This window comes from Streptomyces sp. 4N124 (genome assembly GCF_052245395.1).
In the GTDB taxonomy this organism is placed as follows: Bacteria; Actinomycetota; Actinomycetes; order Streptomycetales; family Streptomycetaceae; genus Streptomyces.
The window spans coordinates 14,576-29,223 of sequence record NZ_JBQQBS010000033.1; the positions used below are offsets into that span (position 1 = coordinate 14,576).

18 protein-coding genes are annotated in these 14,648 nt (G+C 70.4%); 4 read left to right on the forward strand and 14 right to left on the reverse strand.

Annotated features, from left to right (window positions below):
- Window positions 1-2 precede the first annotated feature (2 nt).
- Complete coding sequence (locus ACTWQO_RS28955; protein ID WP_443240302.1) at window positions 3-1,109, reverse strand: hypothetical protein; 1,107 nt, start codon at window positions 1,107-1,109, stop codon at window positions 3-5.
- Between the two features lie 339 nt (window positions 1,110-1,448).
- Here ACTWQO_RS28955 and ACTWQO_RS28960 point away from each other — a divergent pair, with 339 nt between their 5' ends.
- Window positions 1,449-2,015 (forward strand): DM13 domain-containing protein, encoded by a 567-nt coding sequence (locus ACTWQO_RS28960; protein WP_443240303.1) that lies wholly within the window; start codon window positions 1,449-1,451, stop codon window positions 2,013-2,015.
- A gap of 74 nt (window positions 2,016-2,089) precedes the next feature.
- On the opposite strand, the gene ACTWQO_RS28965 is transcribed toward ACTWQO_RS28960, so the two are convergent.
- The 6 genes from ACTWQO_RS28965 to ACTWQO_RS28990 form a co-directional block, all read right to left on the reverse strand.
- Window positions 2,090-3,454, reverse strand: a complete 1,365-nt coding sequence (locus tag ACTWQO_RS28965; RefSeq protein ID WP_443240304.1) for an FAD-dependent oxidoreductase — start codon at window positions 3,452-3,454, stop codon at window positions 2,090-2,092.
- A 183-nt stretch (window positions 3,455-3,637) separates the two neighbouring features.
- Window positions 3,638-4,444: a chitosanase gene (locus ACTWQO_RS28970; protein WP_443240305.1), complete on the reverse strand. Its 807-nt coding sequence runs from the start codon at window positions 4,442-4,444 to the stop codon at window positions 3,638-3,640.
- Window positions 4,445-4,598: 154 nt separating this feature from the next.
- Window positions 4,599-7,340 carry a SpoIIE family protein phosphatase gene (locus ACTWQO_RS28975; protein WP_443240306.1) on the reverse strand — a complete coding sequence of 914 codons (2,742 nt, stop codon included), beginning with the start codon at window positions 7,338-7,340 and terminating at the stop codon, window positions 4,599-4,601.
- A gap of 220 nt (window positions 7,341-7,560) precedes the next feature.
- A complete protein-coding gene (locus ACTWQO_RS28980; RefSeq protein WP_443240307.1) occupies window positions 7,561-8,379 on the reverse strand; it encodes a phosphotransferase family protein in 819 nt (272 codons plus the stop codon).
- A 92-nt stretch (window positions 8,380-8,471) separates the two neighbouring features.
- A complete protein-coding gene (locus ACTWQO_RS28985; protein ID WP_443240308.1) occupies window positions 8,472-8,933 on the reverse strand; it encodes a glycine-rich domain-containing protein in 462 nt (153 codons plus the stop codon).
- A 97-nt stretch (window positions 8,934-9,030) separates the two neighbouring features.
- Window positions 9,031-9,219, reverse strand: coding sequence for a hypothetical protein (locus tag ACTWQO_RS28990; RefSeq protein ID WP_443240309.1), 189 nt, complete (start codon window positions 9,217-9,219; stop codon window positions 9,031-9,033).
- Window positions 9,220-9,367: 148 nt separating this feature from the next.
- On the opposite strand from ACTWQO_RS28990, the gene ACTWQO_RS28995 reads away from it, so the two are divergent.
- Complete coding sequence (locus ACTWQO_RS28995) at window positions 9,368-9,547, forward strand: helix-turn-helix transcriptional regulator (protein WP_443240384.1); 180 nt, start codon at window positions 9,368-9,370, stop codon at window positions 9,545-9,547.
- On the opposite strand, the gene ACTWQO_RS29000 is transcribed toward ACTWQO_RS28995, so the two are convergent.
- Together ACTWQO_RS29000 and ACTWQO_RS29005 are read right to left on the reverse strand one after the other, a co-directional pair.
- The gene (locus tag ACTWQO_RS29000) at window positions 9,537-10,094 is read right to left on the reverse strand and encodes a DUF6415 family natural product biosynthesis protein (protein WP_443240310.1); all 558 of its coding nucleotides are present in this window, start codon (window positions 10,092-10,094) and stop codon (window positions 9,537-9,539) included. The two genes, ACTWQO_RS28995 and ACTWQO_RS29000, sit on opposite strands and share 11 nt — an antisense overlap.
- 4 nt (window positions 10,095-10,098) lie before the next feature.
- Window positions 10,099-10,287, reverse strand: coding sequence for a hypothetical protein (locus ACTWQO_RS29005; protein WP_443240311.1), 189 nt, complete (start codon window positions 10,285-10,287; stop codon window positions 10,099-10,101).
- Window positions 10,288-10,481: 194 nt separating this feature from the next.
- On the opposite strand from ACTWQO_RS29005, the gene ACTWQO_RS29010 reads away from it, so the two are divergent.
- Both ACTWQO_RS29010 and ACTWQO_RS29015 read left to right on the forward strand, forming a co-directional pair.
- The gene (locus ACTWQO_RS29010; RefSeq protein WP_443240312.1) at window positions 10,482-11,930 is read left to right on the forward strand and encodes a hypothetical protein; all 1,449 of its coding nucleotides are present in this window, start codon (window positions 10,482-10,484) and stop codon (window positions 11,928-11,930) included.
- The gene (locus tag ACTWQO_RS29015; RefSeq protein ID WP_443240313.1) at window positions 11,927-12,418 is read left to right on the forward strand and encodes a hypothetical protein; all 492 of its coding nucleotides are present in this window, start codon (window positions 11,927-11,929) and stop codon (window positions 12,416-12,418) included. The genes ACTWQO_RS29010 and ACTWQO_RS29015 overlap by 4 nt, the downstream gene beginning before the upstream one ends.
- Before the next feature lie 72 nt (window positions 12,419-12,490).
- On the opposite strand, the gene ACTWQO_RS29020 is transcribed toward ACTWQO_RS29015, so the two are convergent.
- From ACTWQO_RS29020 to ACTWQO_RS29040, 5 genes are all read right to left on the reverse strand, one after another.
- On the reverse strand, window positions 12,491-12,784 hold the full coding sequence (locus ACTWQO_RS29020) for a hypothetical protein (protein ID WP_443240314.1): 294 nt from the start codon (window positions 12,782-12,784) through the stop codon (window positions 12,491-12,493).
- On the reverse strand, window positions 12,781-12,957 hold the full coding sequence (locus ACTWQO_RS29025) for a hypothetical protein (RefSeq protein WP_443240315.1): 177 nt from the start codon (window positions 12,955-12,957) through the stop codon (window positions 12,781-12,783). Before ACTWQO_RS29025 ends, ACTWQO_RS29020 begins: the two co-directional genes overlap by 4 nt.
- A gap of 12 nt (window positions 12,958-12,969) precedes the next feature.
- The gene (locus ACTWQO_RS29030; protein WP_443240316.1) at window positions 12,970-13,920 is read right to left on the reverse strand and encodes a peptidoglycan recognition protein family protein; all 951 of its coding nucleotides are present in this window, start codon (window positions 13,918-13,920) and stop codon (window positions 12,970-12,972) included.
- A complete protein-coding gene (locus ACTWQO_RS29035; protein WP_443240317.1) occupies window positions 13,920-14,189 on the reverse strand; it encodes a hypothetical protein in 270 nt (89 codons plus the stop codon). Before ACTWQO_RS29035 ends, ACTWQO_RS29030 begins: the two co-directional genes overlap by 1 nt.
- A gap of 239 nt (window positions 14,190-14,428) precedes the next feature.
- Window positions 14,429-14,635, reverse strand: a complete 207-nt coding sequence (locus ACTWQO_RS29040) for a hypothetical protein (protein ID WP_443240318.1) — start codon at window positions 14,633-14,635, stop codon at window positions 14,429-14,431.
- Window positions 14,636-14,648 lie beyond the last annotated feature (13 nt).

A 14,648-nucleotide genomic window follows, 5' to 3' on the forward strand; every position in this document is an offset into this window, starting at 1 on the left:
GCTCAGCCGGCGTCGTCCTCCTCACGCCGCCGCGCTCTGGCGGTGCCCTTGAGGCGTCCGAACGTGCGCGTCAGCTGCTGGAGCGGGGAGTTGGCGTGCGCGTCGGGCGCGACCGGTTCCCGGGGAGCGGCGGCGGAGGACTCCCGGTACGCGGCCAGTGCCTCGTTGGCGCGCTCGGCCGCCTCCCGGTACAGATCCCGGGACTTCGTCATGGCGTCGAGCGCTTCGGCGTACATGGCCACCAACTGGCGCTGACGGGCGAGGTCCTCTTCGAGCGTCAGCAGCCGCCAGTCCTCCCGGAACGCGCTGACGGCCGCTTCGGCGCCGTCCGGCAGCGGCCGGGCGGAGACGGCGTACCGCGTCAGGATGTCGATCAGTTCCGTCGGCTCCGACCCGTCCAGGAAGACGCTGCGTACGGCCAGGTCCTGGGCGTCGTCCCCGTCGCGGGCCGGCGCCTTGGACAGCACCAGGGCGCCGCCGCGCGGCACCTCCACGCCGAACTCGCGCAGCGCCCAGTTCACCGCGCGCAGCTGATGCGGCGCGGCACGGTGCTCGACCACGCAGTGCCGCAGGCTCGGCGGCAGCAGCCGGGCCAGCGGCAGCTGTCCGCGCTCGTCGGGGGTCATGGCCTCGTGGACGACGATGTGGATGCCCCAGCTGCCGCGCACGGAGTCCCGCAGGAGGCGCCGCAGGGCCTTGTCGTCCGCGGGCAGGCGGTTGGCGTCCCGGAAGCGCAGTCCCGTGACCGGCTCGTGGTCCCAGGCGGAATCCGGTGCCTCGGGCCAGAACATGGTGACGGGGGAGGGCCAGTCGGGGTCCCACGGCCGGTCCGCCTCCGCGACCAGAACCCACTCCCGTCCGTCCTCGGAAGCGGGGGCGAACGTCAGCCGGGCCCGTACGGTCACGGTGTCGGCGACCTGCCATCGGGCCTCGAAGATTCCCTCGAGGGCGTCCTCGGTGACCTCGAGGTGGTCGTCCAGGACCCCGTTCTGCTTGCGACGCCGGAGCGTGAGCCGGACGACGGCGTCCGCGTCGGGTCCGGCGTAGCGGCCACGGGCGAGCCACACGGTGGACGGAATCGTGGAGTGGACGGCGGTGGAGGTCGTCATGAGTCCATCTGTATGCGAGGTGACCGTACAACTGCCAGTATCGTCGCCGCAGGTCGAGCCGGAACACGCGGGGTCCCGCCCGCGTGGGCACACGGGAGGCGCGGCGCGCACACGGGGTGTGATCGTCGCACTTCGGCGAGCGGCCCTTCACTCGTGGCCCGGACCCGGCCCGGCCATGACAATGACTCCCGGCGAACAGGGCTTGCCCACCATCCGCATTGGGGCGGGTCCTGTTCGCCGCCACCGACGTAAGACTTCCGTCACCACCTGCGACATGTGCGAGGACGCCCCGGTCCGCTGGAATGGGGGCGACAGACAGTTCTCAGGAAGTGGGGCGGGATGGGGCGCGTGCGCAAGGTGCTGACCAAGCCATGGGTCATCGGGGCGCTGGTGGTGGCATTCGCCGGAGTCGGTGCGGGGCTGTACTGGTTCCAGCCCTGGAAGCTCTGGCAGGACGAGACGGTGGTGGAGGCGCTCCCCGAGGTCGCCCCGTCCCCGTCCCCGTCCTCTTCCGCATCGGCCGAGGCAAGTCGGTCACCGGCAGCGCAGGAGCCGCAGACGCTGGCCAGTGGCGAGTTGATCAGCCACGAGCACGCCACCTCGGGCACGGTGAAGCTCGTACGTCTGGCCGACGGCTCCCATGTCGTACGGCTGGAGGGCCTGGAGACCAGTAACGGCCCGGACCTCCGTGTGTGGCTGACCGACGCGCCGGTGAAGGAGGGCGTCGCCGGGTGGCGGGTCTTCGACGACGGGGAGTACGTCAGCCTCGGCAAGCTGAAGGGCAACAAGGGCAGCCAGAACTACGCCCTGCCCAAGGAGGTCGATCCCGCCAAGTACAGCAGCGTCAGCATCTGGTGCGACAGGTTCGACGTCTCGTTCGGTGCCGCCGAACTCACGGATCGGTGAATGGGCGGTTCACGTGCGGTAGTTGCACCAAGGGGTCCGGGAACACAGCCCCCGGACCCCTTGATCGCGCTCTCTCAGGCGCCGCTGGCCTTGAGCATGTCCTCGCGCTCGACGAGCTTCACCCGCTCGCGACCCTGCGGCTCGCCCAGCGCCTTCTCCGCGGCGTCCAGCTTGTACCAGCCGTCCCAGGTGGTGAACCGGACGTTCCGCTCGGCGAGGAACGCGTCCACGGCGTCCGGCTCGGGCGAAGCCGGCGTGTGCAGACGGCCGCCCGCGTGGTCGGCCAGCAGGTTGGACACCGTCTCGTTGGCGTCGCCCTTGGTGTGGCCGATCAGCCCCACGGGACCGCGCCGGATCCAGCCGGTGACATACGTCGACTGCAGGTGCTCGCCGCTCTCCTGGATGACCCGGCCGCCCTCGTCCGGGACCGTGCCCGAGTCGAGGTCCCAGGGCAGCTTGGGGAGCTTGTCGGAGAGATAGCCGACGGCGCGGTAGACCGCCGTGACGTCCCAGTCCTTGAACTCGCCGGTGCCCTTGACGTTGCCGGTGCCGTCGAGGGCGGTGCGCTCGGTGCGCAGGCCGACGACCTTGCCGTCCGCGCCGAGGATCTCGGTGGGCGACTCGAAGAAGTGCAGGAACAGTTTGTGCGGCCGGTCGCCGACGTCGCGAATGGCCCAGTTCTCCAGGGTCTTGGCGACCATGTCGGCCTGCTTGTTGCCGCGCCGGGTCTCGATCGAGCCCTCGTCGTAGTCGATGTCCTCGGGGTCGACGATGACCTCGATGGTGGGGGAGTGGTCCAGCTCGCGCAGTTCCATCGGGGAGAACTTCGCCTGCGCCGGGCCGCGGCGGCCGAACACATGGATCTCCACGGCCTCGTTGGCCTTCAGGCCGTCGTAGACGTTCGGCGGTATCTCGGTGGGCAGCAGCTCGTCCGCGGTCTTGGCGAGGATGCGCGCCACGTCGAGCGCCACATTGCCGACGCCGAGGACGGCGACCTTCCTGGCCGTGAGCGGCCAGGTGCGCGGTACGTCCGGGTGGCCGTCGTACCAGGAGACGAAGTCCGCGGCGCCGTACGAGCCGTCGAGGTCGACGCCGGGGATCGACAGGTCGCGGTCGGCCGTGGCCCCGGTGGAGAAGATCACCGCGTCGTAGAACGCGCGCAGGTCGTCCAGGCTGATGTCGGTGGGGTAGTCCACGTTGCCGAACAGACGGATCTGCGGCTTGTCCAGCACCTGGTGCAGAGCGGTGATGATGCCCTTGATCCTCGGGTGGTCGGGGGCGACGCCGTACCGGATCAGCCCGAAGGGGGCCGGCATGCGCTCGAAGAGGTCGATGGACACACCGGGTTCGGCGGCCACGTCGGACTTGAGCAACGCGTCGGCGGCGTAGATCCCGGCGGGGCCGGCTCCGACGATGGCTACCCGCAGGGGGCGGGGCATGATCAGGTTCCCTTCGAGCGGTGACAGACGATCTCGAACGGGAAGCCTAAACTAAGGTAACCCTAAGTCGGTACGCGGGTCCGGTCTATGAGCTCATAAGGCTACGTTATGGGGGATGGGGGCCTCGCGGCGCCCCCTGGGGGCTGCCGCACCGGGTGCGGTGCGGCAGCCGTGACGGCGGGGTCAGTCGATGTGGTAACTGTCCCCGTAGACCTTCCAGTCCAGCGGCGGGTCGAGGTTGAGGTTGCCCTCGCGCAGGAAGACCCGCTGGGCCGTGTCGACCCGGCTGGTGTCGCTGTGTGCCTCCTCCTGCTTCATCGCCCACACGCGGGCGTCGAGGAAGGCGTCGAGGTACGTCACCTCGTCGCCGCCCTGCGCCGGCGGCCGTGCGCTCTGCAGGGCCCGCCTGCGGATGCTCCCGAAGCTGGCGCTGTCGGAGCCGTTGCCGTGCATGACGAGGGCGTCGTAGTACGCGAACTGGCCGAGTACGCGCAGCCCGTCGGCCTTCCCCTGCCGCACGGCCGGGTTGAAGTACACCCGGTCGCGTTCGTCGTTCTGTGCCTGCTGGAAGGCGCTGTCCTGCGCTGCCCGCCGCCAGTCCCGGGGGTAGTGCGGGTCGAGGCCCTCATGTGAGTCGGAGCCGTTGACCTCGCGCAGGGCGGGCAGGTAGTCGGCCAGCACGTTGCCGGGCTCGCGGTCGGCGTAGAGCTCCACCAGGTCGAGCATGTCGCCGGTGCCGGAGCAGAAGCCGACGATCCCGGCGGTGTAGCCGCGGCCGTCGCCGATGTCCTCGATGTACTGGTACTGCGCCTTCCAGTCGAGCGAGGAGTTCTCCGCGCTCGACACGAGCTTCATGGCGATCTCCTTCTTCGCCGGGTCGTCGAGTCCGGGCGCGCGGACGGCGCCGGCGTGCGGGGCGTTGAGCAGGGGGATCGCGGTGGCCGACGCGCCGATCACGGCGAGCAGGGTACGGCGAGTGGGGTGCCTCACGGGTGCTCCAAGTGATGGTGGGGGGTGGGGGGTTGGAGGTACGTGGCACTGATAGGAAGGTTTCCTATCAGACGCTGAAGGCGTTGGACACCCGTCGCGTCACAACTTCGTAGGGATGAACAAACGGGCGGGCGTCAGCGCCGCCCGCCAGGGGTCACGGCAGCGGCTGTTCCGCCCAGATGACCTTGCCGTCGGGCGTGTAGCGCGTGCCCCAGCGCTCGGCGAGCTGGGCGACGAGGAACAGGCCACGCCCGCCCTCGTCCGTCATCGCGGCGTACCTCAGGTGCGGAGAGGTGCTGCTGCTGTCGAAGACCTCGCAGATCAGGGTGCGGTCGCGCAGCATCCTGACGTGGATGGGGTCGCCGCCGTACCGGATCGCGTTGGTCACGAGCTCGCTCAGGATCAGCTCCGTGGCGAAGGTCAGCTCGTCCAGCCCCCAGCGCGCCAACCGGCGCGTGACCTCGGCCCGTACGTCCGCGACGGCCGCCGGGTCGGACGGCACCTGCCACTCGGCGACCCGGTCGGCGTCCAGCGCCCGGGTGCGCGCCACGATCAGGGCGATGTCGTCGCTGGAGCGGGCCGTGAGCCGGGAGTCGAGGACCACCCGGCAGGTGTCCTCGGGCGAGTCGTCGGCCTGCTCCAGCGCGGCACGCAGCAGCTCCAGACCGACGTCGATGTCCCGCTCGCGGTCCTCGACGAGCCCGTCCGTGTACAGGACGAGCCGGCTGCCCTCGGCCAGTTCGAGGTCGACCGTCTCGAACGGCAGACCGCCGAGGCCGAGCGGGGGACCGGCGGGGACGTCGGCGAACTCGACGCTGCGGTCCGGGTGGATGAGAGCCGGTGGCGGGTGCCCGGCGCGGGCGACGGTGCAGGTGCGGGAGACCGGGTCGTAGATCGCGTACAGGCAGGTCGCGCCGGTGACCGGAGCGCTGCCGCCCTCCACCGTCTCGTCCTGGTCGATACGGCCGACCAACTCGTCCAGCAGGGACAGGAGTTCGTCGGGCGGCAGGTCGAGCGCGGAGAAGTTGTGCACGGCCGTGCGCAGCCGTCCCATGGTGGCCGCGGCATGCAGTCCATGGCCGACGACATCGCCCACGACGAGGGCGACCCGGGCGCCGGACAGCGGCAGTACGTCGAACCAGTCCCCGCCCACGCCCGCCTGGGCGGGCAGATACCGGTAGGCGATCTCCAGGGCGTTCTGCTCGGGCAGGTTGCGGGGCAGCAGACTGCGCTGCAGCGTCACCGCCATGCTGTGCTCGCGCGTATAGCGGCGGGCGTTGTCGATGGACACGGCCGCCCGCGCCACCAACTCCTCGGCGAGGGCGAGTTCGTCCGCGTCGAAGGGCTCCGGCTTCTCGGCACGCCAGAAGCTGACCACGCCCAGCACCAGGGAGCCGGCGCGCAGCGGCACCGCGATCAGCGAGTGGATGCCGTACTCCACGACCTGCGCGGACCGCTCCAGGTCCTGGGCCCGCCAGCCCGGCGCCTCGCTCAGCCGCGGTTCCAGGACCGCCTGGCCGGAGCGCACGGCACGGGCCTGGGGCGACGAGGCCACGAGCCGGATCTGCTGGCCCAGCGGGTAGAGCGGCGCGTCCTTGCGGATCCCGCCGACCGCCGTACGACGCACATCGGCGCCCAGGTCCGGCTGCCCGCCGCTCAGCACCGCCTCGAACAGGTCCACGGTGGCGAAGTCCGCGAACCGCGGTACGGCCAGCTCCGCCAGTTCCTCGGCGGTACGGGCCACGTCCAGGCTGGTGCCGATCTCCACCCCGGCGTCGTACAGCATGTTGAGCCGTTCGCGTGCCGTCTCGGCCCGGCCGGACAGGGCCCGCAGCTCGGTCGAGTCCCGGAGTGTGGCGACGCTCCCGGCCGGCGCCCCCTGGAGGTCGGTCGGGCGCTGGTTGACCGCGAGCAGCCGGTCCCCGACCCGGTGCACCTCGTCGGTGGCGATCCGGCCTGAGGCCAGCAGGTCGGCGGTGTCGGGGGCGAGGCCGAGGTCGCGCACCTGGCGTCCGGTGGCGTCCGCGGGCAGGTCGAGGAGCCGATGCGCCTCGTCGTTGGCGAGCAGCAGCCGCCCCTCGTCGCCGACGATCATCACGCCCTCGCGGACGGCGTGCAGCACCGCGTCGTGATGCTCGTACATACGGGTCATCTCGTTCGGGCCCAGACCGTGAGTCTGCCGCAGCAGCCGTCTGCTGACCAGCGCCGTACCCGCCGTGGCGAGGGCGAGGCCCGCGGCCCCGGCGGCCAGCAGGACCGGCAGTTGCTCGTTCGCGGTGCCGCCCACGTTCTCCGTCGTGATGCCCGCCGACACCAGCCCGACGACCTTCCCGTCGTCGTCCTTGATCGGCACCACGGCCTGCACCAGGGGGCCGATCGTGCCGTGGATCTCCTCGGTCACGACGCCCCCGGCCAGCGCGGGCTGAAGGGTGCCGACGAACTTCTTGCCGATGCGGTCGGGGAAGGGATGGGTGTAGCGGGTCCCGTCGGTGTTCATGACGACGATGAAGTCGACCCCGGTCGCCTCGCGGGCCGCCTCGGCCCGCGGCTGCAGCACAGCCGTGGGATCGGGTTCGTCGAGCGCCTCGCGGGTGCCCGGCGCGTTCGCGAATGCCTCGGCGACGGCGACCGAGCGGTTGCGGGCCTCGATCGTGCTGTCGTGCCGTACCTGCAGCACCAGCGCCACCACGGCGGCCACGACCAGCAGCAGCACGATGACCACCTGGAGGACGAACACCTGCCCGGCGACGCTGCGCCCGCTCAGCGCCGAACGCAGCGCCGCGGCCGGCCCGCGGTGCTGCTGCGCCCCACGGGCATGGCCGGGCGCGCGCAGGGCGCGCGGACCACTGGGGCGACGGGTCGTCCCCACCTCGGATCGACCCCCATGCCGGACCATGTGCCGAGTCTATAGACCGACCATTCGGGAAAGGCCCCGGCCAGCACCCAAATAAAGGGCCAGGTCAGCTGAGCATCGGCCGCCGTCTCACGCGCAGGCTGTGAGAGATGTGTGAGAGATCGTGAGACGGCGGCCACCCCGGCAGACACGAAAAGGCCCCGCTCATCCGCCACGGGGGGAGCGGACGAGCGGGACCGGTCAGGGGGCAATGCGAAGCCGTTCAGGGCGTGCGGATTGTGGACCCAGCCTCACGGCACGCTGCCCAGTCGCGGGCGGCAGCAGTGAGCACTGCACGGTGAGGCAGCGGGCGCGTACGCTCCCAGTGCTCCCACGCGGCGTACACGATGCGCGCAAAGAGGGTCACGGTCGGCGGGTCAGCGGTGTGGTAGGCGGGCACTTGCCGCGCGATCGCCTCGGCTTGCTCAGGAGTGTGGCCGGCCGAGATGAGTCGGGGAATGGTCAGCGCGGCGTCCGCCCACGCAGGGGCGGGGCAGGCGAGTGCCCAGTCCAGTAGCAGCAGCTCGCCGGTGCCGGTCACCAGCATGTTGTGCGGAGACATGTCCGTGTGGGCGAGTGCTCGGCCCTGTAGCGCGGTCGGCACGTCACTGGACAGAAAGTCGGCCCACCGTGTGTGAAGCGGCTTCTTGCTGATGATCTCGGGCCAGGGCGCCTTCGACAGATCGGTGAGGGTACGCACAAGCAAGCCGAGATCGTCGGACCCCGGGGCCAGGTCCGGATGCCGGCCGTCGACGTACTCGTACCCGTAGAGCAGCCATCCGCCTGTGTCGACCTCCCACAGCACGCGGGGTGCGTGCGGTGCGCGGCACGTGACGCGTGCCTCGTGGCGGTACACCCACGCCTGCGGGTCGTCTTGTCGCGTGCCCTTGATGAACGCTCGGCCCTCTCGCGTGTGGACCGTACAGGCGAGCCGGGACATCACGCCGTGCGGCGCGGTCTCGGCTTCTTCAACCGGGCCCGTGCGACGCTCGACGGCGGCCCGGCTCGCTGCTGGTAGGTCGTGCCATTCGATGCGGTCCACCCGCGGTCTCCTGGGTTGGTCGAGCAAAAAAAAGGGGGCGACCCCCGGCCTGGCCACAGCGTGGCACAGGCCGGGGGCGGCCGGGGGAACCGTCAGGGGTGGTTGGGGCTGTCCGAGCAGTTCGCGTGACACTGCGAGCATTCCGCGAGGTCCAGCTCGGGCCAGAACTCCATGTCGATCTCGTACCCGGCGAGGGTGATCGCGTCGACCGTCCGGGCCCGGAGCGCCTTGCCGCCACCGTGCTCCTCCGGGTCGAGGTAGCCGGGCTGGTGGTCCAGGAACCGGCCGAAAGTCTCCTCGCAGAACTCCCGGTACGCCTTGGTGTGGAGCAGGAAGGCGTGCCAGAAGTCGTCGACGAGTGGCGAGGGGCTGAGCGGCCGGTCGGCATAGTCGCACGCCGTGAGGAAGGCGAGCATCTGGCCGACGCCGCGGTCTGCCTTATCCGGCGTCAATTGGGGGAACTTGTCGCGCATGTTGGCGGCGAGGGTTGCCCGCATCTCGGCGCTGATCAGGTTTCGCGCGTCGATCAACTGGCGCTTGTGTGCAGTGGTCACGTTCGTGCCTCCTTGTGTGGATAGCGCTTCGGACGTGCGTCGTGGACCCGCCCCGGGCTCTTTCAGGGTGGGGACCCAGGGCGGGAGTGTGTGCGTGTCATGCGATGGTTGGCTGCCGGTCCATGAAGTAGGCGACGGCCTGCGCCTTGAGGCGGTCGAGGCACGGCTCGCACGCGTAGAACGGGGCGTGCTGCCCGTCCCACTGCACCGGGCCGAGCCAGATCACCGGCACTCCTGTGCGCTCGCACCCGAGCCAGCAGTCACCAGTGATCCATTGCCGCTTCATCGGACGCTTCCTCTTCGTGGGGGCAGTGCGCTCCGGCCGCCCGCTACAGGGGGCGAGCGGACGGCCGGAGCTTGACCCGCCCCGCCGGTGGTTTCCGGACCACCAGCGGGACGGGCGCTGAATCATCGAACGACGTCGCGAGCTGGGCATCCGCATCCGGGACTTGCGTCTGGGCGCGGACCACACCCAGGAATCCTTCGCTGAGATCACCGGCATCGACCGCCGTACCCTCCAGCGCATCGAAGCCGGAGTGTCCGACCCGAGGTTCGGGCACCTGCTGAGGATCGCCGTCGCACTCGACATGCGCGTCTCCGTCCTCACCGACTGATCTCCTCAAGAGGTTGAGTGGAAGCCCCTCCCTCCACCCGAGGGTGAGGTGGCCGCTGTTCAGCGGCGGCGTACGGCGTTGACACAGCGGTTGTGAATGCGGCCGCCAGCTCGCGCCGCGCCGCCGGAGGGACTGACCTGGTCGTACGGCGCCGACGTCTCCCCTTCTCGATCGGCTGGTCGCAGGCCAGGCACATCACCACGCCGGTGAGCGTGTCGTAGTGGTCGCACAGGGCAATGACGGAGCGGGCAAGCCGCTTCACCCGCTCGACTTCGCCGTGCAGGCCCGGCCGCTCGATGAGGTCCAGGCGCCTGCGGGCCTCGCCGATACCGGCCAGGGCCACACGCGCCGGCGCGTCTTCGCGGCCTTCCGTGAGCTGCTCGATCTGTGAGATGAGCTGCCACAGGTCACGCTGGAAGTCCCGGGCGCTGCGTTGCAGGTCCTCGTAGCGGGGCAGCATCGACTCCCCCAGGAACTCGACAGCTACGGCGCGCAGGGCCGCCGTGACCAGCGGTGGCGCGTCGGTGTGAGGGTGTGTGGAGTTCACCGCGTCACCGGCTTCCCGGCCCGGTGACGGGGCACATGCACGGCGGATCCAAGGAGATCTGCGGCAGCGGCTCCTGGCCGTGCAGGATGCTGACAGTGCCGCGGTCCTCGGTGACGCTGCCGTGGCGGTCCACCGTGTACACGCGGATGGTCATCTTGACCCCGGGCTCGGCCGGGGCCTTAGTGTTCGTCATGTCGACCTGCTCTCTCAGGTTGGCCGCGCCCCGGGGCCGTCGCGAGCGGTCGCCGGGGTCTGTTCATGCATCGAGGGTCGCCGGATGCGTGCAACTCCGCGATAACCGGCAGGGGTTACCGAGGCGGCAATACACTCGTTCTTGGTTCGGTACGGCGCGACGCAGCGCATACGATCAGCCCGGAAGTTGGCCCCATGGACGCCACCACCCCCGGCCCGCTCGCCCCCGAGATCCTCGAACGAGACGACTTACAGCGAGCCCTGGCAGAGCACGACTTCGCCGCGGCCTTCTCGCTCATCAAGAAGTGGGGCGGCCTGTCGCAGAACCGCATCGCGTCGGCCTGCCAGCTCACCCCAGGCAAGGTCTCCATGATCATCAGCGGGCAGCAGCAGGTCACTAGCTTCGACGTGATCTGCCGCATCGCTGACGGGCTGCGGATTCCCGGGCGCATGGTGGGTCTCGCCGACCGGCCATGGGAGGCCAGACCGGTCAGCACACCCGACGACCCACCCGCCCCAGCAGCACGGGCCCAACCTGACGAGGCCACCTGGCAGCCGTCCGCGACCGTGCACCTGGCCGCTGACCTCTCCCGGAGCGACCTCGTGATGGACCGCCGCGCCGCCACGCGCGCACTCGCAGCCGCCACCACCGGCGCCGCCTTCCTCGACAGCCTCGAAGCATGGCTCGCCCCTGCCCCACCCGTCGAGCAACGCCGAAGCCACGGACGCCTCGGCCAGCACGACATCGAAGAACTGGAGGCGTGCGCGCGTGCCTTCCGCACCTACAAAATCGGCGGAGGCCTGCGCCGCAAGGCAGTCATCGGCCAGCTCAACGAAGTGGCCGCCCACCTCGACGAACACCAGGCCAAACACATCCAGCAGAGGCTCCTCCGCGTTCTGGCCCAACTGTCCGCCACTGCCGCAAGCATGGCGTGGGACGCCGGCAGCCAGCGCAGAGCCCAGGACTACTACCGGCTCGCACTCCGCGCCGCACACGCAGGCAACGACACCGTGTTCGGCGCGAACACCCTCGCCGCAATGGCCCGGCAGATGCTCTACCTCGACCGGCCCGGAGACGCCCTCGAACTCGTCCACCTCGCCCAGCACGGCATCCGCCGACAGGCCACGCCCCGTGTGCGCGCCATGCTGGCCACCAGGGAGGCATGGGCGTACGCCGCGATGGGCCGCACGAGCGCCTTCCGCCGGACCACCGAAGAAGCCGCCGGCCACCTTGCCGACGCAGGGCCGGACGAACCGTACTGGATCAGCTACTTCGGCGAAGCCGAACTGAACGGCGTCACCGGCGGCCGTCTCCTGGATCTGGCCCGGCACGAGCCACGCCAGTACGCGGACCAGGCCGCCGACTCCATCCAACAGGCCCTGGCCGTCCGCGGGCCGGAAGCCGGACGCAGCTACACCCTCGACATCATCGGCCTCGCCGAATGCCACTTCCTCACCGGCGACCTGATCAGCGCCGTCGCCCACACCAGGCAGGCCGTCCAGGCCGCATCCACGAGCCGCTCCCGGCGGGTCCGCGAGCAACTCGCCAAGGTGTACCCGCATACCGTAGGCCTTACAGCCAAGCCCGTCGTCGAAGCACGCACAATGATCCGCAACCTGCTATCCGAAGGAGTCCCTTCTTGACCACTCTCGCCGTCACCGGGCACATGGACCTGACCGAAGACAGCGTGCCGCTGGTGCGCGACGCACTACGCGAAGCGCTCAAGCCCTACGCGGCCGAGGGAAGTCTGGTGGGCGTCTCGTGCATCGCCAAGGGGGCCGACTCGCTGTTCGCCGAGGTCGTCCTGGAGCTGGGAGGCCGCCTGGTCGCCGTCATCCCCTCGAAGGACTACCGGCAGAACAAGGTCAAGCCCGACCACGCCGCCGCCTTCGACCGGCTCATCGAGGCCGCCGACGAGGTCCTCGTGCTCCCCAACGAGACGGCGAACCGGTCGGCGTACGAGGACGCCAACCGCACGCTGCTCCAGCGCGCCAACCGCCTGGTCGCGGTTTGGAACGGCGAGCCCCCCACCGGCAAGGGTGGCGGAACTGCCGACACCGTCATCGAGGCACGAGAGGCCGGTGTCCCCGTCGACGTCGTCTGGCCCGAGGGTGCCGCGCGCCGAGCCTGATACGGAGACGCCTGCGGGCATGCCAAAGAGCCCCCGCCGCCCGAAGGCGGCGGGGGCTTGGGGTTCCGCGAGTCAGCGGACGAACAGCGTCGCGACGGCCACGACCACGGCGGCGACGGTGGCCACGGCGGCGATGACCCCCAGCGGCCACCGGCGGCCCTTGAGCGCCTCGACCTCGGCGCGCAGGGCCGTGGTCTCCTTCTCGGTGTCCTGCCTGAGCCGCGCCAGGTCGGCGTCGGTGCGGTTCGAGCGGTCGACGAGCAGGGCCAGACTGCCCTTGATCTCGGCCATGCCCGTACCGAGCTCGCCCCGCAGCTGCGCCAGCTCGACAGCGACGACCGCGTTTTCAGACGGGGGTCCGCTCACGCCTGATCCTTCGGCTCCCGGTTCGGTACGGCCCACGTGATGCCGAGCACGGCCAAGGCGGCGGTGACGCCCTCCGGGCCGGTCACGGTGCTGTCGTTCATCGCGGTCGACAGCGAGGCGGCACCGGCCGCCAGCGCGGCGGCGACGGCCTTCCACATCTTCGAGATCTGCACGGTGTCTTCCGGTCAGGAGCTGAGGCGCGCGGCGAGCTTGTCCGCGAGCGTCTCAGCGAGGGCTTCGGTCAGTGCCGGGTTGACGGCGAGCTTGTCGGCGATGGCCGCCACCTGCTCGTCGGTCAGGGCGACGGCCTGGAGCGTGCCGACCTTCCCTTCGGTCCGGCGGCTGACGATCTCGATGTTCCGCAGGGCCGTCTCCACCGAGATGTGCGCGTTGTCGCCAGCCGTGTCCGGGTTCGGGTTGTCGATGATGCCGTCCTTGGTGATCACCTCGACGGCGACCAACTCCCTGATGGCCTCCCGGATCTCGGCAGCCACCCAGGTCTTGTCCTCCGTGGTCAGCGCCACGTCATCCTCCTGTCCGGCGAGCCGCGCACCGACGCGGTCCCGCATGGTCTTCATGTCGATCCCGCGCGGGTCGACCTTCTGGTTCGTCCACTCCTTATGGCCGATGACCGAACGCTTGCCCCAGCCGTGCGCCCGGCACAGTGCGGCGGATGCCTTCTCGATGCCTTCAAGCTGGACGGCGGGCCAGGGGTCCTCGCCATCGCCCCAGTTGATGCACTCGAAGCCGTAGAACCGGCTGTTGCCGTCGGTGTTGTTCTCGTTCGGTGCGGGCGGGTAGTCGCCGTACGACTCATTGACGACGGCCGTCAGTACGTCGTCGTCGCCCGAACCGGCGTGATTGGCCCGGCCGTTCCCGACCAGCCAGACCTCACCGGCCTTGTCGATGACACCCAGGCACAGCGGGCCCGGCAGGTCCGACCGGCCGTCGTAGCACAGGTCGACCGTGCCGGAGACGCTGGACGTCACCGTGTGGTGGATCATGACGCCGTTGACCGGGCCCCACGCGCCGACGTGGTTCCGGTTGTGGGTGCGCCACTCCCGGACCTCGTGGACTACCAGGCCCTCGGCGCGCAGTGCGGCCACGATCTGGGTGGCGGTGAGCGGGGTGGCCATCACGCCCGCTCCGGACATGCCCAGGTGCCGGCCTCGTTGCCCTTGTGGCGCGAGGTCGCCCAGTGGGTGTCTTCGCCGTCCAGGAGCACCTTGAGGTTGCAGGCGTCGGCAGGGTTGTCGGGGAAGGTCCGTACGACGACGACCGGGTACCGGTCGCCCTCACGGACGAAGTCGCCGTTCAAGCCGTTGTGCACGCGGTGGTGGGTGATGTGCCGGGCTGCGTCCTCGGACAGCCGGTACAGGACGATGCGGCCCGGGGTGGGGACCATGTCAGCCTCCGATCAGGTGATGGGCGAGCCACGCGCAGAACGCGGTGATGACTGCGATACCAAGGGGTCGCCAGGGGCGTACAGGGCTGATTCCCGCCGCTCGCCGGAGCAACTCGCTCGCGGTGTCGCCGCGGCGCCGGTTACGGATGGCGAGGGCTTCGAGGGCGGCGAAGGAACCGGCAGGGATGGCCCACAGCCACAGGGGGGAAGTCCACGTCAGCCTCCGGTGGAGTCAGCGGTCAGCTGGTGCGGATGAGCCGCATCCAGGAGTCGGTGAGCAGGGTGGTGGCTGCGGCGTCCGTTACGGCCTGTGCCCACTTGAGAGTGAAGGGCCCGGCCGTTGCGCCCGCCACGACGTTGCCGATGGCCGATGCCGCCACAGGTGTCGCGCTGTCCGATGCGCCCCCGGACCGGGTGCCGGTGATGGTGCCGCTGTTGTAGCGCACGCTGCCGGTGATG

Excerpts from the sequence above, each read along its gene's own strand:
- ACTWQO_RS28960 (WP_443240303.1), top strand. The coding sequence starts at position 1,449 with ATGGGGCGCGTGCGCAAGGTGCTGACCAAGCCATGGGTCATCGGGGCG.
- ACTWQO_RS28955 (WP_443240302.1), bottom strand. The coding sequence starts at position 1,109 with ATGACGACCTCCACCGCCGTCCACTCCACGATTCCGTCCACCGTGTGG.
- ACTWQO_RS29010 (WP_443240312.1), top strand. The coding sequence starts at position 10,482 with ATGGACGCCACCACCCCCGGCCCGCTCGCCCCCGAGATCCTCGAACGA.
- ACTWQO_RS28975 (WP_443240306.1), bottom strand. The coding sequence starts at position 7,340 with ATGGTCCGGCATGGGGGTCGATCCGAGGTGGGGACGACCCGTCGCCCC.
- ACTWQO_RS28990 (WP_443240309.1), bottom strand. The coding sequence starts at position 9,219 with ATGAAGCGGCAATGGATCACTGGTGACTGCTGGCTCGGGTGCGAGCGC.
- ACTWQO_RS28965 (WP_443240304.1), bottom strand. The coding sequence starts at position 3,454 with ATGCCCCGCCCCCTGCGGGTAGCCATCGTCGGAGCCGGCCCCGCCGGG.
- ACTWQO_RS29030 (WP_443240316.1), bottom strand. The coding sequence starts at position 13,920 with ATGGCCACCCCGCTCACCGCCACCCAGATCGTGGCCGCACTGCGCGCC.
- ACTWQO_RS29035 (WP_443240317.1), bottom strand. The coding sequence starts at position 14,189 with ATGGTCCCCACCCCGGGCCGCATCGTCCTGTACCGGCTGTCCGAGGAC.
- ACTWQO_RS29005 (WP_443240311.1), bottom strand. The coding sequence starts at position 10,287 with ATGACGAACACTAAGGCCCCGGCCGAGCCCGGGGTCAAGATGACCATC.